Origin of the sequence: Streptomyces sp. NPDC058691 (assembly GCF_042714775.1) — a bacterium.
In the GTDB taxonomy this organism is placed as follows: Bacteria; Actinomycetota; Actinomycetes; order Streptomycetales; family Streptomycetaceae; genus Actinacidiphila.
In genome coordinates this window covers 1-22,767 of record NZ_JBHXSO010000012.1, presented here as the reverse complement: position 1 = coordinate 22,767, position 22,767 = coordinate 1, and the positions used below count along the sequence as shown (strand labels likewise).

Annotated in this window: 21 protein-coding genes and 1 pseudogene; 10 read left to right on the top strand and 12 right to left on the bottom strand. The window is 72.5% G+C overall.

Features of this window, described 5'->3' with window-relative positions:
- The first annotated feature begins 61 nt into the window (after positions 1–61).
- Positions 62–499: an OsmC family protein gene (locus ACFWVC_RS11010; protein WP_384282053.1), complete on the top strand. Its 438-nt coding sequence runs from the start codon at positions 62–64 to the stop codon at positions 497–499.
- 148 nt (positions 500–647) lie between these two features.
- Positions 648–1,244 carry a TetR/AcrR family transcriptional regulator gene (locus ACFWVC_RS11005; RefSeq protein ID WP_384282048.1) on the top strand — a complete coding sequence of 199 codons (597 nt, stop codon included), beginning with the start codon at positions 648–650 and terminating at the stop codon, positions 1,242–1,244.
- Positions 1,245–1,268: 24 nt separating this feature from the next.
- On the opposite strand, the gene ACFWVC_RS11000 is transcribed toward ACFWVC_RS11005, so the two are convergent.
- Together ACFWVC_RS11000 and ACFWVC_RS10995 are read right to left on the bottom strand one after the other, a co-directional pair.
- Complete coding sequence (locus ACFWVC_RS11000) at positions 1,269–1,577, bottom strand: GNAT family N-acetyltransferase (RefSeq protein ID WP_384282043.1); 309 nt, start codon at positions 1,575–1,577, stop codon at positions 1,269–1,271.
- Positions 1,574–1,843, bottom strand: a complete 270-nt coding sequence (locus ACFWVC_RS10995) for a DUF2630 family protein (RefSeq protein ID WP_384282037.1) — start codon at positions 1,841–1,843, stop codon at positions 1,574–1,576. Before ACFWVC_RS10995 ends, ACFWVC_RS11000 begins: the two co-directional genes overlap by 4 nt.
- Before the next feature lie 187 nt (positions 1,844–2,030).
- Between ACFWVC_RS10995 and ACFWVC_RS10990 the strand changes: the two genes are divergently transcribed.
- From ACFWVC_RS10990 to ACFWVC_RS10980, 3 genes are all read left to right on the top strand, one after another.
- On the top strand, positions 2,031–3,548 hold the full coding sequence (locus tag ACFWVC_RS10990; protein ID WP_384282034.1) for an MFS transporter: 1,518 nt from the start codon (positions 2,031–2,033) through the stop codon (positions 3,546–3,548).
- A 251-nt stretch (positions 3,549–3,799) separates the two neighbouring features.
- The gene (locus ACFWVC_RS10985) at positions 3,800–4,996 is read left to right on the top strand and encodes a MarP family serine protease (RefSeq protein WP_384282030.1); all 1,197 of its coding nucleotides are present in this window, start codon (positions 3,800–3,802) and stop codon (positions 4,994–4,996) included.
- 143 nt (positions 4,997–5,139) lie between these two features.
- Complete coding sequence (locus ACFWVC_RS10980) at positions 5,140–6,048, top strand: DMT family transporter (RefSeq protein ID WP_384282028.1); 909 nt, start codon at positions 5,140–5,142, stop codon at positions 6,046–6,048.
- A 62-nt stretch (positions 6,049–6,110) separates the two neighbouring features.
- On the opposite strand, the gene ACFWVC_RS10975 is transcribed toward ACFWVC_RS10980, so the two are convergent.
- From ACFWVC_RS10975 to ACFWVC_RS10955, 5 genes are all read right to left on the bottom strand, one after another.
- A complete protein-coding gene (locus ACFWVC_RS10975; RefSeq protein WP_384282025.1) occupies positions 6,111–7,187 on the bottom strand; it encodes a glycerophosphodiester phosphodiesterase family protein in 1,077 nt (358 codons plus the stop codon).
- Between the two features lie 139 nt (positions 7,188–7,326).
- Positions 7,327–7,953, bottom strand: a complete 627-nt coding sequence (locus ACFWVC_RS10970; RefSeq protein ID WP_384282020.1) for an HAD family acid phosphatase — start codon at positions 7,951–7,953, stop codon at positions 7,327–7,329.
- A 46-nt stretch (positions 7,954–7,999) separates the two neighbouring features.
- The gene (locus ACFWVC_RS10965; protein WP_384282015.1) at positions 8,000–8,206 is read right to left on the bottom strand and encodes a DUF397 domain-containing protein; all 207 of its coding nucleotides are present in this window, start codon (positions 8,204–8,206) and stop codon (positions 8,000–8,002) included.
- Complete coding sequence (locus tag ACFWVC_RS10960) at positions 8,203–8,985, bottom strand: helix-turn-helix domain-containing protein (RefSeq protein WP_384282518.1); 783 nt, start codon at positions 8,983–8,985, stop codon at positions 8,203–8,205. Before ACFWVC_RS10960 ends, ACFWVC_RS10965 begins: the two co-directional genes overlap by 4 nt.
- Before the next feature lie 102 nt (positions 8,986–9,087).
- Positions 9,088–9,777, bottom strand: coding sequence for a MerR family transcriptional regulator (locus tag ACFWVC_RS10955; RefSeq protein WP_384282515.1), 690 nt, complete (start codon positions 9,775–9,777; stop codon positions 9,088–9,090).
- 167 nt (positions 9,778–9,944) lie between these two features.
- Between ACFWVC_RS10955 and ACFWVC_RS10950 the strand changes: the two genes are divergently transcribed.
- The 4 genes from ACFWVC_RS10950 (at position 9,945) to ACFWVC_RS10935 (ending at position 13,637) form a co-directional block, all read left to right on the top strand.
- Positions 9,945–11,456: a flavin-containing monooxygenase gene (locus ACFWVC_RS10950; RefSeq protein WP_384282010.1), complete on the top strand. Its 1,512-nt coding sequence runs from the start codon at positions 9,945–9,947 to the stop codon at positions 11,454–11,456.
- Positions 11,453–12,385 (top strand): alpha/beta fold hydrolase, encoded by a 933-nt coding sequence (locus ACFWVC_RS10945; RefSeq protein WP_384282006.1) that lies wholly within the window; start codon positions 11,453–11,455, stop codon positions 12,383–12,385. Before ACFWVC_RS10950 ends, ACFWVC_RS10945 begins: the two co-directional genes overlap by 4 nt.
- On the top strand, positions 12,382–13,275 hold the full coding sequence (locus ACFWVC_RS10940; protein WP_384282002.1) for an SDR family oxidoreductase: 894 nt from the start codon (positions 12,382–12,384) through the stop codon (positions 13,273–13,275). Before ACFWVC_RS10945 ends, ACFWVC_RS10940 begins: the two co-directional genes overlap by 4 nt.
- 98 nt (positions 13,276–13,373) lie before the next feature.
- The gene (locus ACFWVC_RS10935; RefSeq protein WP_384281997.1) at positions 13,374–13,637 is read left to right on the top strand and encodes a hypothetical protein; all 264 of its coding nucleotides are present in this window, start codon (positions 13,374–13,376) and stop codon (positions 13,635–13,637) included.
- 383 nt (positions 13,638–14,020) lie between these two features.
- Here the strand turns inward: ACFWVC_RS10935 and ACFWVC_RS10930 are convergent, their stop codons facing one another.
- From ACFWVC_RS10930 to ACFWVC_RS10920, 3 genes are all read right to left on the bottom strand, one after another.
- Positions 14,021–17,404, bottom strand: coding sequence for a S41 family peptidase (locus ACFWVC_RS10930; protein ID WP_384281995.1), 3,384 nt, complete (start codon positions 17,402–17,404; stop codon positions 14,021–14,023).
- Between the two features lie 84 nt (positions 17,405–17,488).
- Positions 17,489–18,691 (bottom strand): serine hydrolase domain-containing protein, encoded by a 1,203-nt coding sequence (locus tag ACFWVC_RS10925; protein WP_384281993.1) that lies wholly within the window; start codon positions 18,689–18,691, stop codon positions 17,489–17,491.
- A 122-nt stretch (positions 18,692–18,813) separates the two neighbouring features.
- Entirely contained in the window at positions 18,814–20,469 is a 1,656-nt protein-coding gene (locus tag ACFWVC_RS10920; protein ID WP_384281990.1) for an FAD-binding dehydrogenase, read from the bottom strand.
- A 115-nt stretch (positions 20,470–20,584) separates the two neighbouring features.
- On the opposite strand from ACFWVC_RS10920, the gene ACFWVC_RS10915 reads away from it, so the two are divergent.
- Complete coding sequence (locus tag ACFWVC_RS10915) at positions 20,585–21,364, top strand: SDR family NAD(P)-dependent oxidoreductase (RefSeq protein WP_384281988.1); 780 nt, start codon at positions 20,585–20,587, stop codon at positions 21,362–21,364.
- Positions 21,365–21,541: 177 nt separating this feature from the next.
- On the opposite strand, the gene ACFWVC_RS10910 is transcribed toward ACFWVC_RS10915, so the two are convergent.
- On the bottom strand, positions 21,542–22,327 hold the full coding sequence (locus tag ACFWVC_RS10910; protein ID WP_384281985.1) for an ABC transporter permease: 786 nt from the start codon (positions 22,325–22,327) through the stop codon (positions 21,542–21,544).
- Positions 22,324–22,767: pseudogene (locus ACFWVC_RS10905) on the bottom strand (ABC transporter); the annotation flags it as partial. The pseudogene ACFWVC_RS10905 and the gene ACFWVC_RS10910, both read right to left, overlap by 4 nt.

Below are 22,767 nucleotides of genomic sequence, written 5' to 3'. Positions count from 1 at the left end.
GCCGTACATGCCCGGGGAGCGCTCCGGAGGCGAACCGAGCCACACATCGGAAGGATCCACCATGACCACGCCCAGCGAGACCACGCGCGTCGCCCACACCGTGTGGGACGGCTCCCTCATCGAGGGAAGCGGAGTTGTCACCCTCGACTCCTCCGGCATCGGCGAGTACCCGGTCACGTGGGTCGCCCGCTCCCAGGAGCCGGGCGGCAAGACCAGCCCGGAGGAGCTCATCGCCGCCGCGCACTCCAGCTGCTTCTCCATGGCCCTGTCCGCCGGCCTGTCCCGGGCCAAGACCCCGCCGACGCAGCTGCGCACGCAGGCCGACGTCACGTTCAAGCCGGGCACCGGCATCACCGGCATCCACCTGACCGTGGTCGGCGAGGTGCCCGGTCTGGACGAGGCGGAGTTCATCAAGGCTGCCGAGGACGCCAAGGCGAACTGCCCGGTGAGCCAGGCCCTCGCGGGCACCGCGATCACCCTCACCGCGTCGCTGGCCTGAGGCGCCCGTCCGGGCCGCCCCGCCGGGCGGCCCCGCACGGCCCGGACGTCCCCCACCGCCCATCGAAACGTTTCGGTTTCGGTGGGCGGTGCCATATTGTCGTTGGATACGAAACCGTTTCCCAGGGGACGAGAGACGGAGAGCCGAGATGACCACGGACGCGAGCGCCCCGGCGCGGCGTACCCGCCTGACGCCGGAGCGCGAACAGGAGCTCTACGAGGCGGTGATCGAACTCCTCCGCGAGGTCGGTTACGAGGCACTGACCATGGACGCGGTCGCCTCCCGCACCCGGTCCAGCAAGGCCACCCTCTACCGGCAGTGGAAGAGCAAGCCGGAGCTGGTGGTCACCGCGCTGCACTGCACCAAGCCGGCGCACGCCCCGGTCGACACCGGTTCCCTCGACGGCGATCTGCACGCGATGGCCGACGGGTTCGGCGACGGCTCCGAGGTGGACACCTCGCTCATCAGGGGGCTGGCGCACGCCTCCGCCACCAGTCCCGACCTCGCCGAGGCGATGCGCGAGCACCTCGTCGACCCCGAGCTGGCCGGGATGCGGCAGCTGCTCGCGCGTGCCGCCGACCGCGGGGAGATCCCGGCGGACAACCCCGCGGCCGTCTTCATGCCGCACATGATGCTGGGCGCCGTCATCACCCGCCGCCTGCTGGAGGACGTGGAGGTCGACGCGGACTTCATGCACCGCTACATCGACGCGGTGGTGCTGCCGGCCCTGGGCTTCCGCCGCTGACACGGCGGGCCGCGCCGGCCGGCCTCAGTCGCTGACCACGCTGCGGGGCGTGTACTCCAGTTCCTGGTACTCCGGGTGGTGGGCGATCCAGCCCGCGATGAAGGGGCACGCCGCCAGCACGCTCTGCCCGCGCTCCCGGGCCTCGTCCAGCGCCTGCCGGGCGAGCGCGGAACCCACGCCGCGGCCCTCGAACTCCGGGTCGACCTCGGTGTGCAGGAAGGCGATCATCTCGGGCGTGCGGATGTAGGCCGAGAATCCGGCCAGTCTGCCCTCCACGCGCGCCTCGTAGCGGCGGGTCTCGGGGGAGTCGGTGATCGTCGGCACGGCGCTCACGACTGGTAGCCCTCCACCGTGCCGGAGGGCCGCACGCGGGCCTGCCCCGGGTCCTCGCCCACCTCGGTCTTCGCGCGGCGCTGGCGCAACAGGTCCCAGCACTGGTCGAGTTCGCGCTCCAGTGCGTCGAGCCGGTCCCGCTCGGTCACGCCGTCGATCCGGCCCGCGGCGAGCAGTTCGCGCAGCGTCCGCTCGTCGGAGACCATCGCGCTGATCCGTTGCAAAATCGCCTGTTCCGGGCGATCTCCCGTGTGCTGGTCGGCCACGGCACGCACCTCCTCGTTCGCTTCGCACCCACTCTAGGCAGCGCGCCGCGGCCATGCGATCGAAACTCTTGCGTTTCGATGGATCGGGGCCTAGGCTCCAAGTGTACGAAACGGTTTCGTATCGCCGATCGTACCTCCACGACCACCCCTGTCCAACGCCTCTTCCGAACGACGGGAGCACGTCCCCATGTCCCAGAGCACCGCCGAGCCCCGCGCCGGCGTCGCCGCACCCCCCGCCGAGGGGACGCGCGGCGATCACGACGGCCACGCCAGGCGCTGGTGGGTCCTGGCGGTCATCGGCGTCGCCCAGCTGATGGTCGTGCTGGACGCGACCATCGTGAACATCGCCCTGCCCTCCGCGCAGGCCGATCTCGGCTTCACCGACGGCAACCGGCAGTGGATCGTCACCGCGTACGCCCTCGCCTTCGGCAGCCTGCTGCTGCTCGGCGGGCGGATCGCCGACCTCTTCGGCCGCAAGACCGCCTTCCTCATCGGCGTCACCGGCTTCGCGGCGGCCTCCGCGCTCGGCGGCGCGGCCGGCAGCTTCGAGATGCTGGTCACCGCGCGCGCCCTGCAGGGCGGATTCGGCGCCCTGCTGGCGCCCGCCGCGCTGTCGCTGCTGACGACGACCTTCACCGAGCCCAGGGAACGCGCCCGCGCGTTCGGCATCTACGGCGCCATCGCCGGATCCGGCGCGGCCGTCGGCCTGCTGCTCGGCGGCGTCCTCACCGAGTACCTGAACTGGCGCTGGACCCTGTACGTCAACCTGGCCTTCGCCGTGGTCGCCTTCCTCGGCGGCATGACCCTGCTGCAGCGCGGCCGCCGCAGGCCCGGCGCCACCATCGACCTGCCCGGCACGCTGCTGGTCACCATCGGACTGTTCGCCCTGGTCTACGGCTTCTCCAACGCCGAGAGCCACGACTGGAGCTCCGTGCAGACCTGGGGCTACCTGGTCGCAGGCGCGCTGCTGCTGAGCGCCTTCACCTGGTGGCAGACCCGGGCCGCGCACCCGCTGCTGCCGCTGCGCGTGCTGCTCGACCGCAACCGCGGCGCCTCCTTCGCCGCCTCGCTGGTCTCCAGCGCCGGCATGTTCGCGGTCTTCCTCTTCCTGACCTACTACCTGCGGCTGACCCTCGGCTTCTCGGCGGTCAGGACCGGCCTGGCCTTCCTGCCGCTGGTCGCCGCGCTGATGGTGGGCGCCCAGGTGGCCACCGTGGTGCTGGTGCCCCGCATCGGCCCCAAGCCGGTGGTCCCGGTGGGCTTCGGTCTCGCGGCCGCCGGCCTGGTCTGGCTGACCGGCCTCGGCCTGGACAGCGGCTACGCCACCGACGTCCTGCCGCCGCTGCTGGTGATCGGCCTCGGCATCGGCCTGATCTTCCCGCCCGCCATGAACCTGGCCACCACCGGTGTCAGCGCCGAGGACGCGGGCGTCGCGTCCGCCGCCGTCAACGCCATGCAGCAGATCGGCGGCTCGATCGGCACCGCCCTGCTCAACACCCTCGCCACGAGCGCCGCCACGGACTACGTCGCGGGCAAGGACCCGGCCGACCCGCTGGTGAAGGCGAACGCCGCGCTGGAGAGCTACTCGACCGCCTACTGGTGGGCGGCCGTCTTCTTCGGGGCCGGCCTGGTGATCAGCTTCCTGCTCTACCGGCGCGGGGTGCCGCGGCAGGACGCCGGCGCGGCGCCCGTCGTGCACATGTGACGCGGATCTCCCTCAGCTGCGGGACCCCCCTAGAGCGGTGGGACGGTCCCGTGCGCGCCCACCCGTGGGGACGGGGTACGGCGCGATGAACGGCCCGGTGACGGCCTCCGTAGATCTCTACGGAGGCCGGAACCGGGCCGTTCGTTTGGCTTTTCGGGCAGACAGCGCGTGCGGTGCGACACAAAAGGGAACCGATGGTCGGTTAATGTGCGTTTTTACGGGTCCATACGGTTTCGGGAAAGGCCTCTCGGTTGAACCTGCTCGACCTGTTGCTGATCCTGCTGACGGTCGCCTACGCGGTCGCCGGTTACCGGCGCGGACTGGTCGCGGGCACCATCTCGCTCGCCGGCTTCCTCGGTGGCGCCGTGATCGGTGTGTGGCTGCTGCCGTACGTGCTCCAGTACGTCGAGCCGGGCACCCCCCGGGCCACGCTCGTCGCCCTGCTCACCGTCCTCATCCCGGCGGCCGCGGGCCACGCCGTCGCCTCCGGGGTCGCCTGGAAGGTGCGCACCGGACTGGACTGGGGGCCGCTGCGCTGGCTCGACGGGGTCGGCGGGGCGGCGGCGAACGCGGTCGCGGTGCTGCTGGTCGCCTGGGTCGCCGCGAGCGTCCTGGTGACCGCCTCCTCCAACCTGCTCGCCCAGTCGATCCGCGGCTCCGCGGTGCTCGGCGCCGTCCAGGACACCATGCCGCGGCAGGCGCCCAGCTGGTTCAGCAGGGCGACCGGCGCGCTGGCCCAGGCGGGCTTCCCGCAGGTCTTCAACCCCTTCGAGTCCGAGCCCGTCAACGGGGTGCCCGCGCCGTCCGGCGACAGCGTCACCGACGCCGCCACGCGGGCCGCCGCCCGCAGCACGGTGAAGATCGAGGGCATCGCCTTCGTGGACGGCCGCCGCCAGGGCCAGGAGGGCACGGGCTTCGTCTACGCGGACGAGCACGTCATGACCAACGCCCACGTCGTCGCGGGCGTCGACACCCCCGCCGTCCAGATCGGCGGCGCCGGGCGCGCGTACCGGGCCTCCGTCGTGCTCTTCGACCCCGGCAAGGACATCGCGGTGCTGAACGTCCCCGGGCTGCGCGCCCCCGCGCTGGACTTCACCGACAAGGCCGAGCGCGGCGACGGCGCGGTCGTGGCCGGCTATCCCGAGGACGGCTCCCTGGACCTGCGGGCGGCGACGGTGGCGGGCCGCATCCGCGCCACCGGCCAGGACATCTACGGTGACGGTGTCGTCACCCGCGACATCTACCAGGTGCGCTCGGTCGTGCGCCCCGGCAACTCCGGCGGCCCGCTGCTGGACACCGCGGGCCAGGTCTACGGGGTGGTCTTCGCCCGCTCCACCACCGACGCCACCACCGGGTACGTCCTCACCGCCGACGAGGTCCGCGACGACGCGCGCCGGGCGGCGTCCTCCACGCGGGCCGTGGACACGGGCAGCCGCGCCGCCCTGTGAGCCCGGGCGGTGCCCGTGCGGACGACGTTAGACTGATCCTTTGACCGGACATCCGGGGCGTAGCGGGCGTTACTGGCACCGCGGACAAGTCCCGAGCCGGACCAGGAACGACCCAGCGGAGGCACGGGAGTGGTGCAGCCGACATGATCCTGTCGGTCCTCTTCGCCGTCATCGCGGCGTGCAGCAACGCGCTCGGGACGGTGCTGCAACGACAGGCGGTGCTGAAGGTCCCCGCCTCCACCTCGCTGCGCCTCGGGCTGATGCGCGACCTGCTGCGCACCCCGGTCTGGCTCGCCGGCATCCTCGCGGTCATCGGCGCCGCGGTCTTCCAGGCGCTCGCCCTCGGCACCGGCTCCCTCGCCACCGTGCAGCCGGTCTTCATCCTCGAACTGCCGCTGGCCCTGGTGATCGGCGGGGCCGTCTTCCACGTCGACCTGTCGAACAAGGCCTGGCTCTGCGTCGGCTGCATCGCCGTGGGCCTGGGCGTCTTCCTGTTCTCCCTGGCGCCCGCCGGAGGGCGCGAACAGGTGCCGGGCAACTGGTGGGTGCCGACGCTGCTCATCGTCGGCGGGCTCGGCGCCGCGCTGGTGCTGGCCGGGCTGCGGCGCCCCATCGGCCTGACCCGCGCGGCCTGCCTCGGCGCGGCGGCGGCCGTGGGCAACGCGCTGACGGCCGCGCTGATCAAGTCGTCCATGGACATCCTGGGCCACCAGGGCATCTCGGCCTGGCTGCTGTCCTGGCAGACCTACGCCTTCGCCGCCGCGGGCGGCTTCTCCCTCTTCCTGCTGGGCACCGCCATGCAGGGCGGCCCGCTCATCGCCTCCCAGCCCGCCCTGACCCTCTGCGACGCCGTGGCCGGTTTCGCCCTCGGGGTGATCCTCTACGGGGAGCAGCCGCGGACCGGACTGTGGCTGCTGCCCGCGGTGCTGGGCTTCGCCCTGCTCACCTACGGCGTCTTCGCGCTCTCCCGCACCCAGTGCCTGTACAAGTGTGTCCACCCCGAGGAGAACGAGCCGGTGGCGGCGGGCCAGCCGGCCGGTTCGGCGATGTGAACGCTGAACGCCCCCGGAACCGCGCGGTTCCGGGGGCGTTCGCGTGCCTGGGGCGCCGGTCGTCAGTGGCGCGGCGCCTTGTAGGCGCGGGGCAGGCGCATGCCGCGCTCGGCCATGATGTCCCGGACGCGGTTCGGGTAGTCCGTGATGATGCCGTCGATGTTCATGTCGAGCAGCGCCTTGATGGTGGCGGGGTCGTCACAGGTCCACGGGATGACCCGCAGGCCGCGCCAGTGCGCGTCGTCCACCATCTTCTTGTTGACGTAGAACTTGAAGTTCGGGTCCGCCACGGTGCCGTTCTGCGGCAGGCCGTAGACCGGCGAGAGCGCCGTGACACCGGGGATGGCAGCGGCGGCCTTGACGAAGTCGCCGTCGTAGTCGTCGGCGTCGATGCCGCCGAGCCACGGGGAGGCGCCGGGCTTGCCGACCTGGAGGAAGTCGAAGTTGGTCAGCGCCACCAGCGGGTACTTCGGCGCGAGCTTGTGCATCTCGTTCAGCGCGCCCCAGTCGAAGGACTGAATGGTGACCTGCTTCTCGATGCCCGAACGGTGGATCTCCTCGAAGACACGGCGCACGAACAGCTCGCGGGGCGCGGTCTGCGTGGGCGCGCCGGCCTCCACCTTGGTCTCGATGTTGAGCTTGACCTTGTTGGCCCGGTAGCTCTTGACCAGGTTCAGGACGTCCTTGAGCTCCACCATGCGGAAGCCCTTGATCTGCTCCTGCTCGGGGAAGCCGGGCAGCTGCTGGTAGCCGCAGTCCATGGTCTTGATCTGGGCCAGGGTCAGGTCCTTGATGTACTTCCCGACGTAGGGGTACATCGGGTCACCCGGCGTGACCGGAGCGGTGTCCTTGCACTTCTGCGCGCTGATCTGCCGGTCGTGGTTGACGACGACCTTCTCGTCCTTGGTGACGTGGGTGTCCAGCTCCAGGGTGCTCACACCGAGGCGCAGGGCCTTGCCGAAGCCCTCCAGGGACTCCTCGGTGGTCATGCCCAGACCGCCGCGGTGGGCCTGCAGGTCGAAGTGGTTCTTCTGGGACGGAACGTGGTGGTGATGGTGGTCCGTGGCCGCCTGGGCGGTCGCGGGGACCACCAGCGCGGGCACCACTGCCAGGGCGGCGACTGCATGCCGGAGGGACATTTATACCTCGTCTACTTCGGGCGAACTGAACTTCGCGAAGGTAGGACGCAGGTAAAGCCCGCACCAAGCATCGGCATGAGGACATGGTGAACGCCCGGGGAACGGTCGTTCCCCGGGCGTCGGCGGAAGGAGGGCCCCCTCAGTCGAGCGCGCCGTCGTAGTCCGGCAGTTTGAACGTCCGCTCGGCGTGGCCGCCCACCAGGTCGGTGGTGTTGTTGCCGATGTTCGCGATGATCGTGTACCCGCGCTTCTCGATCGCGGCGCGCTGTGCCGTCTTGTAGGCGCTGACCTCGGCGAAGAGGTCCGGGATCGAGCGGCCGTACAGGCCCGCGACCGGGTACCCCTCGTGGTCGAGGTTGTAGTACGTGGCCGGGTAGATGAAGTCCGGCCGCGCCGTGACGAAGAAGATGTCCACGCCACGGGCGTCCGCGTAGCGGGCCAGGTCCCGGGTCGGCGCGACGGCCTGCGGGAACCACCAGTCGAAGTAGGTCTCCAGCGAGGTGTTGTCGATGTCCAGCACGATCGCGAGCTTCTCGCCGCCCGCGGGGTTCGTGGTGCGGTCCTGCACGTAGGTGTGCGCCTGGTCGATGACGGCGCGGACGTCCCGCTGCCAGGCGGCGTAGTCGACGGACGCGCTCGCACTCACGCGCGGGGGCGCCTCGGCGGCGTGCGCGGACGCGGGAAGCGCGAGGCCGGTCACCCCGGCGGCCACGATCGCCACGGTGACGGCGGCGCGTCTGAAGCTGAAGGGCTTGAGGGTTGTCATGCCCTGTACGCTCGCGTGCCCGGGTGAGCGGAAGCCGACGCGGTGATTACCGCTTGGTAACTATCGCCCCGGCGGGGCTACTTGCGGCGAACGCGACGAACGCGGCCCACGCGTCGGGCGCGAACGAGAGCGTGGGCCCGGTCCGGTCCTTGGAGTCCCGCACGTGCACGGCGGCCGGGCAGGCCGCGACCTCGACGCACTGGCCGCCGTCGCTTCCGCTGTAGCTGGACTTGATCCACACGAGTGCGCTCACAACTCGCCCGCAATCTGCTCGATCAGCTTTGCCGAGTCCTCGGGGGTCAGGGCCTGCGCCCGGATCATGCCATAGCGCTGGTGAAGGAGGCTGACCCTTTCCGGGTCGTCGGTGAGCAGCCCACCGGCCTGACTCTCAGCGTAGGCCAGCAATTGGCGATCCAGGCTCTCAAGGAAGGTGAAGGGACCGTCGAACCCGGCGTGCACCTCGTATTGGGACGGCATGATCTGGATCTGGACGTTGCGGCGCCCTCCGAGCTCCAAGAGGTGCCCCAACTGCTCCTTCATGGCCTGCCGTCCGCCCACGGGACGGCGCAGCAGCCACTCCTCCAGGACGAACGACAGCATGCACACCGGCTTCCGCGTGATGAGCGCCTGGCGGGCGAGCCTGCCCTCCGTCCAGCGGTCGATCTCGTCCTCTTCGAGTGCCGGGCAGCGGGCGTTGAACACCGCGCGCATGTAGGCCTCGGTCTGCAGCAACCCGTTGACCACGTGGGCGTCGTAGAAGCCGATGCTGGTCGCCCGGGCCTCCTCGTCCGCGTACTCGCCGTAACCCGCGGGCAGCTTCTCGCGCGACAGGTGCGGCGCCACCGCCCGCAAGGCCCCGGCGGAGCCGAGCAGTTCCTCCGCCTTGTCGATGAACGCCTTGCTCGCGAGGCGTTCGCCGGACTCGATCTTGACGGCCAGGGACTTCGAGTAACCCGTGTGCGCGGCCAGTGCGTCGAGGGTGACGCCCCTGCCCTCGCGGAGGGCCTTGAGGAGGTCGCCGAAGATCGCCATGCTCACGGATCGCTTGTCATTGGGCACCGTCACGTCAACCCCCGTCTGTGAAGTCACGGTCACTCTGGGTAACGGTAGCTTCCCCGGGGGTCGGCGCGTGGGCTAACCCTTGAGTTCCTCGCGCAGCCGGCGGTCCATCGCCAGCGCGAGTTCCGCCTCGACGACGGCCTTCACCAGCGGGCGCAGCCGGGCTATCGCCTCGGTGAGGCGGGTGGTGTCGCCGGCCTGGAGGTCGGCCTCGGCGTCGGGGAGGACGTGGGTGTGGGCGAGTTCGACGAAGAGCTCGGCCAGCAGGTCCATGCGGTGGCGCATGTCGCGGCCGGCGGCCAGCACCTCGGCGAGCGGGATGCCCTCCTTGACCAGCGCGGACGAGGCCTCCAGCAGCCGGCGGCTGACGTGCACGACGTCATCGCCGTCCACGGCGATGTAGCCGATGTCCAAGGCGGTGGCCAGGTTCTCGGCGGTGGCCTGTTCCCCGTAGAAGTCGGCCAGTCCCTCGGGGGTCAGCCGCAGCGGCTCCTCCTCCGACCAGGGGGTGTTCAGGACCGGGTCCAGGCCCAGCAGTTCACCGACGTCGTGGCGGCCGCTCTCCCAGGCGTCCATCAGTTCGGCGATGCCGCCGAGGGTGTGGCCGCGCTCCAGCAGGGCCGTGATCGTGCGGAGCCGGGCGAGGTGGTGCTCGTTGTACCAGGCGATGCGGCCCTCGCGGCGCGGGGCGGGGAGCAGTTTGCGCTCCCGGTAGAAGCGGACGGTGCGGACGGGCACTCCGGCGGCCTCGGCCAGCTCGTCCATCCGGTACTCGCGCTCGTGCGTTGCCACGCCCGCCAGCCTATGCGGTGCGCCGGGGCAACTCGCGCGGTCCGACCTCTACCGCTGGTAACGCTCTCTGGTCTACCCTCCGACCATGCCAGTGAACACTGGCGCGATCAGGCTCAAGGGCGGCACCGAGAGGCGGCGGCATGGCCGAGCGCAGCGAACACGTACGGGTGGCAGTCATCGGATCCGGCTTCGGCGGGCTCGGCGCGGCCGTGCGCCTGCGCCGCGAGGGGATCACCGACTTCGTCGTGCTGGAGCGGCGCGACTCCGTCGGCGGCACCTGGCGCGACAACAGCTACCCGGGGTGCGCGTGCGACGTGCCCTCGCATCTGTACTCCTTCTCGTTCGCGCCGAACCCGGAGTGGCCGCGCACCTTCTCCGGCCAGCCGCACATCAGGGCGTACCTGGAGCGCGTCGCCGACACCTTCGGCCTCCGCCCCCATCTGCGGCTGGACACCGAGGTCCGCCAGGCGCGCTGGGACACCGAGGCGCAGCACTGGCACGTGACCACCTCGCGCGGCGAACTGACCGCCAACGTCCTGATCTCGGCGGGCGGCCCGCTCTCCGACCCCAGGCTGCCGGACATCCCGGGCCTGGACGCCTTTCCCGGCGCGGTCTTCCACTCCTCGCAGTGGGACCACGACTACGACATCAAGGGCAAGCGCGTCGCCGTGATCGGCACCGGCGCCTCCGCCATCCAGATCGTGCCGGCGATCCAGCCCGAGGTGGAGAGCCTGACCGTGGTGCAGCGGACCCCGCCGTGGGTGATGCCGCGCATGGACCGGGACATCACCCGGGCCGAGCGCTGGCTGCACGCCAGGGTCCCGGCGACCGCCAAGGCGCGGCGCGGAATGCTGTGGCTGCTGCGCGAGTTGCAGGTGGGCGCCTTCACCAAGCGCCCGGCGCTGCTGGGCGGCGTACAGCGGCTCGCCAGGTCGCACCTCGCCAAGGCGGTCAAGGACCCGGCGCTGCGCGCGAAACTCACCCCGGACTACCGGATCGGCTGCAAGCGCATCCTGCTGTCCAACGACTACTATCCGGCGCTCACCAGGCCCAGCACCGAAGTCGTGGCCTCCGCGCTCACGGAGGTGCGCGGCTCGACCATCGTCATGGCCGACGGCACCGAGCGCGAGGTCGACGCCATCGTCTTCGGCACCGGCTTCCACGTCACCGACATGCCGATCGGCGACCGGGTCCTCGGCGCCGACGGGCGGTCGCTGGCGGAGCACTGGAAGGGCGGGATGGCCGCGCTGCGCGGCTCCAGCGTGGACGGCTTCCCCAACCTGCTGTTCGTCATCGGGCCCAACACCGGTCTCGGGAACAGCTCGATGATCCTGATGATCGAGTCCTCGCTCAACTACATCGCCGGCTACCTGCGGGCCCTGGACACCACCGGCGCCGCCGCGCTGGACGCCAGGCCGGAGGCGGTGCGGTCGTGGAACGAGGAAGTGCAGCGCCGCATGGTGCGCACCGTGTGGAACACCGGCGGCTGCGTCAGCTGGTACCTGGACGACCAGGGCCGCAACACCACCGTCTGGCCGGGGACGACCGCCGAGTTCCGGCGCGCCACCCGCCAGGTGAGGCTCGACGAGTACACGATCGTGACCGCCGGCGCCCCCGAGCAGCGCCCGGCCCCTGTGGAGGTGGCTTCGTGACCAGCGGCGTCTTCGACCTGCCCAAGGCCCGGCACGCACACTTCGTGCGCTCCGCCGACGGCACCTCGATCAACGTGGAGGAGTACGGCCCCGAGCCGGGCGCGGCGCCGACCGTCGTGCTGATCCACGGCTGGACCTGCAACACCCGGTTCTGGGCGCCGCTCATCCACGAACTGGCCGGTGAGTACCGGGTCGTGGCCTACGACCAGCGCGGCCACGGCCGCAGCGGCACCCCGCACCGCGGCGGCTACAGCACCGACGCGCTCGCCGACGACCTGACCGCCGTGCTGGAGTCCGTGCTCCCCGCCGACGAGCAGGCGGTGCTGGTCGGGCACTCGATGGGCGGCATGACGGCGATGGCGGCCGGCGACCGGCCCGCGATCCAGTCCCGTACCGCCGCGGTGCTGCTGGCCAGCACCGGCAGCGGGCGGCTGCTCGCCGAGACGCTGCTGCTGCCGCCGCGGGTGCGCGCCAAGCGGGTCCGTGACGCCTTCCACCGCTTCCTGCTGATCAGCGCGGCGCCGCTGGGCCCGCAGTCCGCGGTGACCCGGGCCGCCCTCAAGTACGGCATCCTGGGCGCGGATTCGAGCGCGGAACTGGTGGCCGCGACGGCCCGGATCGTGCACGCCTGCGGGCGCCGTCAGCGCGCGGCGTGGGGCCGGGTGCTGGCCGGGCTCAACCTGGACGCGGGGGTGGCGGCGCTGCGCGTGCCGACCGCCGTACTGGTGGGCACCGACGACAAGCTCACCCCGCCGGTGCACGCCCGGGGGCTGGCCGCCCGGCTCTCCCACTTCGCGGGTCTCACCGAACTGCCGGGCCTCGGCCACATGACGCCGCTGGAGGCCCCCGCCGCGGTCGCGGGCGTCGTCCGCGCCCTGATCACGGACCATCTGCGGCCGCAGGCGCAGGTCAAGGAGGAGACGGCATGAGCAGGTCGCTGAACGGCCAGGTCGTGGTGGTGACCGGCGCCGCCCGCGGGGTGGGCGCGACGCTCGCCCGCACACTCGCCGCGCGCGGCGCCCGCCTGGCGCTCGTCGGTCTGGAGCCGGACGAACTCAAGGCCGTCGCCGCGGAGATCGGCTCCGGCACCGGGCACTGGACGGCCGACGTCACCGACCGGGAGGCGATGGCGCGCGTCGCCGAGGAGGTCGTGGAGCGCTACGGACGCGTCGACGCGGTGGTCGCCAACGCCGGTGTCGCGACCGGCGGTCCGTTCCTCGCCATGGACCCGGCCGACTTCGACCGGGTCGTCCAGGTCAATCTGCTGGGCGGCGTCGTCACCGCCCGCGCCTTCCTTCCGGCCCTCATCGCCTCGCGCGGCTACCTGCTGCAGATCGCCTCGCTCGCCGCGATCACCCCGGCGCCGCTGATGACCGCGTACTGCGCGAGCAAGGCGGGCGTCGAGGCGTTCGCGCACTGCCTGCGCGCCGAGGTGGGCTTCAAGGGCGTGAAGGTCGGCGTGGGGTATCTGAGCTGGACCGACACCGACATGGTGCGCGGCGCCGACGAGGACGACGTGATGCGCGAGGCCCGCCGCCGGCTGCCGTGGCCCGCCAACCGCACGTATCCGCTGGAGCCGGCCGTGGAGCGCATCGCCGACGGCATCGCGCGCCGCTCGCCGCATGTCTACGCCCAGTGGTGGCTGCGCGGCATGCAGTCCGTGCGCGGGTACCTGCCGGGGCTGATCGGCGGTGCGATCGGGCAGCGCGAAATGCGCCGCCTGGAACCGAGGATCGCGGCGGCGGGCGGCATCCGGCACGGTCTGGTGGGCCCAGGAGGCGCGGCCGACGAGCGTGCGCGGTCACAAAGGGCCCTCTGACCAGCACTGTTCACGCAGCGCATTCGTCCGAAATGCGTAGCGTGTCCGGACGTGTCAGCCTGGTCGAGGCCCAGTCCACACATCACGAAGGAGTGATCATGGGCAAGAACGACCCCACGCGAAGCAAGGCCGGGCAGCAGCGCCAGCAGGACCGCCCGCAGGAGCGGATCGGCCAGACCCGGGACAAGTCCCAGGGCATGACCGACGAGCAGATGCGCCAGCAGGGCGAGCAGGGCAGGACGCAGCAGCGGCAGCCCGGCCAGGGTGGTCAGTCCGGCAAGCAGTCCTCGCCGTCGTCGCCGAAGGGCACCGGTCGCGAGCAGTCCGGGACGCGGGACGAGCGGCAGCACCGGGACCACTGACCGCGTGGTTCAGGCGTGAACGCCGAGGGGCGCGCCCGTGAGGGCGCGCCCCTTCCGCGTGCCTGCGGCCTGCGGCGGGCTGTTCCGTGCGGCGGTCGTGGTCGCGGCGGGTGCGCGAGCCCGGCGCGCGGGGCGGGGGCGCTGCGGGGGGATTGCCCCGGCTCGCCAGTGGGTTGTCGGAGCCGCTGGGGAGCGGGTGCACCGTCTCGAAGTGCGTCGGGCCGATGCGGACGTCGTCGATGCCCCAGTGCGTGCCGAGCTCGAACGGCGTGGCCCGTGGCACGGATCCGTGGGTCACGGTGTGGCGGCCAAGCCGGGTCCGGCGCAACGCCATAGGCGTCATGCGGCGGGCACTTGGGGCGGGATTTCGCCGGGACCGGCCCTCAGCGGCGCGGGGGAAGCGGCGGACGCCGGCGGTCCGGGCGGTCGGACAGGTCGGGCGGTGTGGCGGCGGGATGCTTCTCCAGCAGGTCCAACGCGGTCTGGACCGCCACCTCCAGGTCGGTGCGCCGGCCCTCCGCCCAGTCCAGCGGGGTGCGGATGCAGGGGATGTCGGGCTCCACGCCGTGGTTCTCCACCGACCAGCCGTAGGCCTCGAACCAGGCCGCGTTCATCGGTACCGTGATCACCGTGCCGTCGCCGAGGCGGTGCCGCCCGGTCATGCCGACCACCCCGCCCCACGTGCGATGGCCCACCACCGGGCCGATCGACAGCAGGCGGAAGGTCGCCGTGATCATGTCGCCGTCGGAGGCGGTCGCCTCGTCGGCCAGCGCCACGATCGGCCCGCGCGGCGCGTTGCCCGCGTAACTCACCGGCTGTGCGTCGCGGATCCAGTCCCAGCCGAGGATCTTGCGGGTCAGGCTCTCCACCACCAGGTCGCTGATGTTGCCGCCCGCGTTGCCGCGTACGTCGACGAGGAGCGCCGGGCGGACGACCTCCATGCGCAGGTCGCGGTTGAACTGCGCCCAGCCGGAGCCGCCCAGGTCGGGGATGTGCAGATAGCCGCACTTGCCGTCGCTCAACTCCCGTACCACCGCGCGCCGTTTGGCGACCCAGTCCTGGTAGCGCAGCGGCCGCTCGTCCACCAGCGGCACGACCGCGACCCGGCGCGGATGGCCGTCGCCGGGCGGCACGAACGTCAGCTCCACCGTGGTGCCGCCCGCCGCCGACAGCAGCGGTCCGGGACCGGCGACCGGGTCCACGGCGCGTCCGTCGACGTGGGTGAGCGTCGCGCCCTCCAGGATGCCGGTGCCGGCCAGCGGCGACCGCGCCTTGGAGTCGGAGGACTCGCCGGGCAGGATGCGGGCCAGCACCCACCGTCCGTCCTTGGTGTGGGCGAAGTTGGCGCCCAGCAGCCCGATGGGCCGCTGGTAGTGCGGCGGTCCCTCGTTGCGCCGGGCCGGGGCGACGTACGCGTGCGAGGTGCCGAGCTCGCCCAGGACCTCGCGCAGCAGGTCCGCGAACTCATCGGGTGTGGAGACCTGTTCGACCAGGGGGCGGTACTGGTCGAGCACCGCGGGCCAGTCGATGCCGCACATGTCCGGGGCCCAGAAGTAGTCGCGGATGATCCGCCCGGCCTCGGCGTACGCCTGGCGCCACTCCGCGGGCGGGTCCGCCTCGTGCAGCACGCGCCGCATGTCGACGTAGACGGTGGAGTCCATGTCGCCCGGCTCGTAGGCGGGCACCACCGACAGTTCGCCCTCGTCGAAGACCACCAGTTGCGTGCCGTCGCCGCTGACCCGGTACCAGTCCATGTGCCGGACCAGCTCGACCCGCTTGGACTTGGCCAGGCCGAAGTACTCCAGCGTCGGCCGGGCCGAGGGGTCGGTCGGATTGACGAACGTCTCGCCGAGCGCGCCCGAGATCGGCCAGCGCAGCCACGTCAGCCCGCCGCGCACCGCCTCCAGCGAGCTGTACTTGGAGGCGGGCACCGGGAACGGCGTCACCCGCATCGGCAGTCCGGCGGCCTCCACCGCCGGCGGGCCCTCGGTGAAGCCCGCCGGGTCCAGCCCGCCGCCGGGCGGGCGGCCCTCCACGGGCAGCGCGAAGGGCGACGGCGTCGCCGAGTGCAGCGGTACCAGGTGCGGGCGGCAGCCCAGTGGGAAGGACAGGTCGCCGGTGTGCACGTCGTACACCGGGTCGAAACCGCGCCAGGACAGGAAGGCCAGATAGCGGCCGTCCCGGGTGAAGACCGGCTGCTCGTCCTCGAAACGGCCGTTGGTGACGTCGATGACCGTGCGCTCGCCGCTCTCGGGGTCCGCCGCCAGCCGGGCGATGCGGATCTTGCGCAGCGAGCGGCCGACCACCGGCTGGGACCAGGCGAGCCACGCCGAGTCCGGGGAGAAGGCCAGGTCGCGCACGGGGCCGTTGTCCGAGCGGACGAGTTCGGTGACCGCGCCGGTCTCCGCGGAGACCATGAGCAGCCGGCCGTCGTGGGCCGCGACCGCCATCGTCTCGCCGTCGGGGGAGGGGACCAGTTCCTGCACCCGGCCGATCTCCCCGCACGCCAGGCGCGCGCCGCCGCTGCGGCACGGGGCGCGCGCGCCCTCGCCGGCCGCACCGTCCTGCTCCTCCGCACCGTCCGCACGGTCCGTCCCGTTCCCGTCACCCTCCTCGGCCGCCCGCAGCGCCTGCGCCACGGCGTCGTCCTCGTCGGCGATCTCCGCGACGGCCAGGGCCGCCGGCCGGCCCGGCAGAGCGGCGATCTCGATCGCGTCCTCGCCGTCGGCGTCCGTGACGAAGGCGATCCGGCCGGTGTCGCCCAGCATCGCCGGCAGCCGGACCCGTGAGCCGGGCTCGTCGGAGATGGTGCGGGCGGGGCCGTCGCGGTGGGTGAGCCAGTACAGGCTGCCGCGCACGCACACCGCGCTCGCGCGGCCCGTGCGGTCCACGGCCAGCCCGTCCAGATAGGCGGCGGCCGGGACCTGGTAGGGACGCCGTCCGGCCCGGGTACCGCCGAGGTCGATGTCCAGGCGGCGCGGGACCGAGTCCGAGGTCAGCTCCTCGACCATCCACAGCGCGCCCGCGCACTGGTAGACCACGCGCCGGCCGTCGGTCGCCGCGTGGCGGGCGTAGAAGTCGGCGTGGTCGGTGTGGCGCCGCAGGTCCGTGCCGTCGGGCCGGCAGGAGTAGAGGTTGCCGATGCCCTCGTGGTCGCAGAGGAAGGCGATCCGGTCGCCCACGAACATCGGGGACTCCAGGTGCCCGTCGATGTCCGGCACCAGCAGCTCGCCCTGCAGCCACAGCCGCCCGGTCGCCCCGCCCCGGTAGCGCTTCCAGGAGGCGGGCTCGTGCGGCGCGGTCGCCGCCAGCAGCAGCGTCTGGTGCTCCCCGCCGGGGCTGTCCCGCACGGCGATGTCGGACACAGGCCCCCACGGCAGCCGGCTGCCCGGACCGCCCTCGGCGGCCACGGCGTACGCCCACGTGTAGTGCGAGAACGGCTCACCGTGCGACGAGACGGCCAGGATCCGGCCGTCCGGCGTCCAGGACCGTACGCGGGTGTCGGGGCTGCCCCAGTAGGTGAGCCGGCTCGCCGGCCCGCCCTCCACCGGCGCGAGATGGACCTCGGGGTCCAGCGAGCGCCAGCTGTTGAAGGCGATCACCGAACCGTCCGGCGAGAAACGGGCATGGCCCACCCGGGTCCGGTCGGCCGTCACCCGCCACGCGCGCCCCTCGTCCAGGGGCGCGACCCAGATGTCGTCCTCGGCGACGAAGCACAGCCGCTCGCCGTGGACATGCGGAAACCGGAGGTACGCGGCGTCGCTCACCCATCCATCGTTCGCGGGTCCCGGAGCCCGGGCAACTTGTGGCGGATCGCGTTGCGGGAATCGCGCCGGCGTTTCCGCCCGGCGTCAGCGCAGGCACTCCCGCACCGCCCGCACCAGCGCCTGGGCGCGCGGGTCGGCGGTGACGTTCTTCTGCATGCCGTTGGTGACGTAGCCGAAGCCGATCCCGGCGTCCGGGTCGGCGAAGCCCAGCGAGCCGCCCCGGCCGGGATGCCCGAAGGAAGCGGGGGACAGGAAGGGCGAGGACGGGCCGTGCAGCATGTAGCCCAGGCCGAAGCGGGTGTTCACCACCAGGACCCGGTCCGGGCCCTCGGACTCGGCGGTGCGCGCCGAGGTGAGCGTCGCCGGGGCGAACAGCCGGGGGCCGCCGTCCTCCAGGCCGCCGACCAGGGCGGCGTAGAAGCGGGCCAGCGAACGCGCGGTGGCGATCCCGGCGGACGCCGCGAGTTCGGCGGCACGGTAGCCGGGGTCGTTCTCGTCCGGCAGCGGGTCGATCGTGCCGAACGCGCGCCGGGTCAGCGACGCCGGGTCGTCGTACGCCTCGGTCACGTTGCGCTTCGGACGCGCCCGCAGTCCCGCCGCCGGCGGCGCCTCAGGGGCCTGGATCGCGGCGATCCTGCCGACCCGGGCCTCCTGCCCGGCCGGCAGGCCCACCCACAGGTCCAGGCCCAGCGGACGGGCGATCTCCTCGGCCACGTAGCGGCCGATCGACCGGCCGCCGCTCGCCCGCAGCACCAGCTCGCCTATCAGCCAGCTGTAGGTCATCGCGTGGTAGCCGTGGTCGTCCCCCGGCGTCCAGAACGGGGCCTGCGCCGCGATGGCCCGCGGGCCGCTGACACCGTCCGTCGCCTGCGCCGGGGTGAGCGGGATGTCCAGCGCCGGCACGCCGGCGCGGTGCGCGAGCGCGTCGCGCACGGTCACCCGCTCCTTGCCGGCCGTCTTGAACTCGGGCCAGTACGTCCCGACCGGGGCGTCCAGATCGAGCTGCCCGCGCTGGTGCAGGAGGAGCAGGCAGGCCGCGGCCACGCCCTTGGTCGCGGAGCGGACCACCTGCGCGGTGTCGCGCGCCCAGAGCGCCCCGGAACCCTCGCGGTCCGCGTCGGCGTCAGCATCGGCGTCCGCGGCGCCGGCCCACAGGTCCACGACCTTCCGGCCGTCCCGGTACACCGCCACCGCCGCGCCGACTTCCCCGCGCTCGTCGAAGTTCCGGACGAAAGCCTCCCGGACCGGCTCGAAACCGTCCGCCACCGCCCCCTGGACGTCCACCACTGCCCGTACTCCCGCCTTGCGCCGCCGCCACTGCTCCCCTCCATGGTGCCTCCCGCGCGCGGCGTCCACGGACCGGGGTCGCACACCGGTGCGACGCGGCAGGGCGAGGAGCGTGCCGCCGCTCAGGCGGTGGCGGCGGCCGCCGCGCGGCCGGCGGTGCGACCGGAGAAGATGCAGCCGCCGAGGAACGTCCCCTCCAGCGAGCGGTAGCCGTGCACCCCGCCGCCGCCGAAGCCGGCCGCCTCGCCCGCCGAGTACAGGCCCGGCAGCGGCTGCCCGTCGGCCCGCAGCACCCGGCTGTCCAGATCGGTCTCCAGGCCGCCGAGCGACTTGCGGGTCAGGATGTTCAGCCGCACCGCGATCAGCGGGCCCGCCTTCGGGTCCAGCAGACGGTGCGGGGCCGCGGTGCGGCTCAGCTTGTCGCCGAGGTAGTTGCGGGCCCCGCGGATCGCGGTGACCTGGAGGTCCTTGGTGAAGGTGTTGGTGATCTCCCGGTCGCGGGCCACGATCTCTCGGCGCAGCGCGGCCTCGTCGATCAGATCGTCCTTGGTGACCGCGTTCATGCCGCGCACCAGGGCCGACAGGTCGTTCTCGACGACGAAGTCCACGCCGTGCTCCTTGAACGCCTCCACCGGGCCGGGGGCGCCCGGCAGCACGCGGCGCAGCACCTCGCGCACGCTCTTGCCGGTCAGGTCCGGGTTCTGCTCGGAGCCCGACAGCGCGAACTCCTTCTCGATGATTTTCTGGGTCAGGACGAACCACGTGTACTCGTGGCCGGTCCGCATGATGTGCTCCAGCGTCCCGAGCGTGTCGAAGCCGGGGAACAGGGGCACCGGCAGCCGCTTGCCCGTCGCGTCCAGCCACAGCGAGGACGGGCCGGGCAGGATGCGGATGCCGTGCCGGGCCCAGATCGGGTTCCAGTTCTCGATGCCCTCGGTGTAGTGCCACATCCGGTCGCCGTTGATCAGGTGGCCGCCCGCCTCCTCGGCTATGCCCAGCATCAGGCCGTCCACATGCGCCGGGACGCCGGAGAGCAGCTTGGCCGGCGGCGTGCCGAGCCGCTGCGGCCACGCCTTGCGCACCAGGTCGTGATTGCCGCCGATGCCGCCGGAGGTGACGATCACCGCCTGCGCCCCGAGCCGGAACTCCGACCGGATCTCCCGCGAACTCGGCCTGCCGCGCTCGGTGTCGCTGTCCACCAGCACCTCGCCCGCCACGCCGTCCACGGCGCCGCCGGTGGTCGTCAGCGCCGTCACCCGGTGCCGGAAGCGCAGCTCGACCAGGCCCTTGGCGACCGCCTCCCGCACCCGGCGCGCGAACGGCGCCACCACCCCCGGCCCGGTGCCCCACGTGATGTGGAAGCGCGGCACCGAATTGCCGTGCCCGGTGGCCAGGTAGCCGCCGCGCTCCGCCCAGCCGACGAGCGGGAAGAAGCGCAGGCCCTGCGCGTGCAGCCACGAACGCTTCTCGCCGGCGGCGAAGTCCACGTACGCCTCGGCCCACTTGCGCGGCCAGTCGTCCTCAGGGCGGTCGAAGCCGGCGGTGCCCATCCAGTCCTGCAGGGCCAGTTCGCGGCTGTCCTTGATGCGCATCCTGCGCTGCTCGGGCGAGTCCACGAGGAAGAGGCCGCCGAACGACCAGAACGCCTGCCCACCGAAGTTGGACTCCGGCTCCTGGTCGAGCAGGATCACCTTCCTGCCCGCGTCGGCCAGCTCCGCGGTGGCGACCAGCCCGGCCAGCCCCGCTCCGACGACGACGACGTCCGCGTCCAGCGCCATGGGTGTGCCTCTCCGCTCCCGTTTGGTGTGCGTGCACGTTACGCTACGCGCGAGTAGGGCGGCGAGAGGGGGCGCGGGACGAATCGCGTCCCGCGAGGGGCGGAAGGACACGCGCATGCGCAGGTTCGCGGGACACGTCGCCGTCGTCACCGGAGGCGGGCAGGGCATCGGCGCGGCCACCGCGCGGCGGTTGATGTCCGAGGGTGCCGCGGTCGTCCTCGCCGACCTCGACGCGGAGCGCGCGGCCGCCACGGCGGCCGCACTCACGGAACAGACGGCCGGCGGCGGCCCGGCCGTGGCGATCGCCTGCGACGTGGCGGACCAGGCCGCGGTCGACGCGGCGATGGCCCACGCCGTCGAGCGCTTCGGGCGCCTCGACGTCCTGGTCAACAACGCGTACGCGTGCCACGCGGACCCCGCGCTGTTCGAGGACCTCCTCGACGCGGACTGGTACGAGGACATCGAGGTCACCCTCACCGGCGCGATGCGCTGCGCGCGGGCGGCCCTGCCGTACCTCGCGGAGGCCGGAGGGCGTGGCGCGATCGTGAGCATCGGCTCCGTCAACGGGCACGTGAACTTCGGCAATCACGCCTACAGCGCCGCCAAGGCGGGCCTCGCGTCGCTCACCCGCACCCTCGCGGTGCACGCCGCGCCGCGCGGCGTCCGCGTCAACCTCGTCGCCCCCGGTACGGTCCGCACTCCCGCGTGGGCCGGCCGTGAGGACGACCTCGACCGCCTCGCGGAGGTCTATCCCATGGGGCGGGTCGGCGAGCCGGAGGACATCGCGTCGGCGGTCGCGTTCCTCGCGTCGGCGGACGCGGCGTGGGTGACGGGGGTTGTGCTGCCGGTGGACGGGGGCGTCCTCATCCACAACACGGGGTTCGACCGCGCGTGACGCTGCGCTGGCTGTGCGGGTAGGTTTTTTCCCCGCCGGCCCGCCCTCCCCCAACCTTCGGCCGGGGGTGCCCCCAGCCCTGTGAAGTCACGCGCCCCGGTCCACACGAAACGCGCGCCGGGGTGCCCTGACTTCGCAGGGCACCCGGGCGGGAGGGCGGGGGGGAAGGCAGGGCGGCTACTTGGGGCCGCGGCGGAACGACGACGCCGACCAGCGGTAGCCCAGCGCGGCCAGCGCCCCGCACCACGCGAGTGCTAGCCATCCGTTGTTGCCGATCTGCGTGCCGAGGAGCAGGCCGCGCAGGGTCTCGATGGCCGGCGTGAACGGCTGGTACTGGGCGATCGGCTGGAACCACCCCGGCATCGCGTCGATCGGGGTGAAGGCGCTGGAGATCAGGGGCAGCAGGATCAGGGGCATGGCGCTGTTGCTGGCGGCTTCGGCGTTGGGGCTGGCCATGCCCATTCCGACCGCGATCCAGGTGAGGGCCAGGGCGAACAGGGCGAGCAGGCCGAAGGCGGCGAGCCATTCCAGGGCGGTGGCGTCGGTGGAGCGGAAGCCGATGGCGACGGCGACGGCGCCGACGAGGACCACGCTGGCGATCGACTGGAGGACGCTGCCGATGACGTGCCCGATGAGCACGGACCCGCGGTGGATCGCCATGGTGCGGAAGCGGGCGATGATCCCTTCGGACATGTCGGTCGCCACGGAGACGGCCGCTCCGATGACGGTGCTGCCGATGGTCATGAGCAGGATGCCGGGCACGATGTAGGCGATGTAGGCGGAGCGGTCGCCGCCGCCCATGCCGGCGCTCATCACGTTGCCGAAGATGTAGACGAACAGCAGCAGCAGCATGACCGGTGTGAGGAGCAGGTTGAGAGTGAGGGAGGGGTAGCGGCGGGCGTGCAGGAGGTTGCGGCGGAGCATGGTGGTGGAGTCTCGTACGGCGAGGGACAGGGTGCTCATCGGACGGTCTCCTTGGGCTGGTGGGGGATGCCGGTGGTGTCGGTCAGGGCGAAGAAGACGTCGTCGAGGTCGGGGGTGTGGACGGTGAGTTCGTCGGCCTCGATGCCGGTGGCGTCGAGTTCGTCGAGGAGGGCGCGCAGGTCGCGTTGGCTGCCGTCGCTGGGGATCTGGAGGGTGAGGGATTCGTCGTCGCGGGTGGCTTTGGGCAGTGTGGTGGCAGCGCCGGTGTAGGCGGCCGGGTCGGTGAAGCGGAGCCGGACGTGGCCGCCGGGGATGAGGCGCTTGAGTTCTTCGGCGGTGCCTTCGGCGGCGATGGTGCCGTGGTGGAGTACGGCGATGCGGTCCGCGAGTTCGTCGGCCTCCTCCAGGTACTGGGTGGTGAGGAAGACGGTGACGCCGCCGGTGACCAGCTCACGGATGATCTGCCACATGTTGTGCCG

Bases quoted from the DNA above. Each gene is read 5' to 3' on its own strand.
- ACFWVC_RS11010 (WP_384282053.1), top strand. From the start codon at position 62: ATGACCACGCCCAGCGAGACCACGCGCGTCGCCCACACCGTGTGGGAC.
- ACFWVC_RS11005 (WP_384282048.1), top strand. From the start codon at position 648: ATGACCACGGACGCGAGCGCCCCGGCGCGGCGTACCCGCCTGACGCCG.
- ACFWVC_RS10990 (WP_384282034.1), top strand. From the start codon at position 2,031: ATGTCCCAGAGCACCGCCGAGCCCCGCGCCGGCGTCGCCGCACCCCCC.
- ACFWVC_RS10980 (WP_384282028.1), top strand. From the start codon at position 5,140: ATGATCCTGTCGGTCCTCTTCGCCGTCATCGCGGCGTGCAGCAACGCG.
- ACFWVC_RS10975 (WP_384282025.1), bottom strand. From the start codon at position 7,187: ATGTCCCTCCGGCATGCAGTCGCCGCCCTGGCAGTGGTGCCCGCGCTG.
- ACFWVC_RS10970 (WP_384282020.1), bottom strand. From the start codon at position 7,953: ATGACAACCCTCAAGCCCTTCAGCTTCAGACGCGCCGCCGTCACCGTG.
- ACFWVC_RS10960 (WP_384282518.1), bottom strand. From the start codon at position 8,985: ATGGCGATCTTCGGCGACCTCCTCAAGGCCCTCCGCGAGGGCAGGGGC.
- ACFWVC_RS10955 (WP_384282515.1), bottom strand. From the start codon at position 9,777: ATGGACGAGCTGGCCGAGGCCGCCGGAGTGCCCGTCCGCACCGTCCGC.
- ACFWVC_RS10950 (WP_384282010.1), top strand. From the start codon at position 9,945: ATGGCCGAGCGCAGCGAACACGTACGGGTGGCAGTCATCGGATCCGGC.
- ACFWVC_RS10940 (WP_384282002.1), top strand. From the start codon at position 12,382: ATGAGCAGGTCGCTGAACGGCCAGGTCGTGGTGGTGACCGGCGCCGCC.
- ACFWVC_RS10935 (WP_384281997.1), top strand. From the start codon at position 13,374: ATGGGCAAGAACGACCCCACGCGAAGCAAGGCCGGGCAGCAGCGCCAG.
- ACFWVC_RS10920 (WP_384281990.1), bottom strand. From the start codon at position 20,469: ATGGCGCTGGACGCGGACGTCGTCGTCGTCGGAGCGGGGCTGGCCGGG.
- ACFWVC_RS10915 (WP_384281988.1), top strand. From the start codon at position 20,585: ATGCGCAGGTTCGCGGGACACGTCGCCGTCGTCACCGGAGGCGGGCAG.
- ACFWVC_RS10910 (WP_384281985.1), bottom strand. From the start codon at position 22,327: ATGAGCACCCTGTCCCTCGCCGTACGAGACTCCACCACCATGCTCCGC.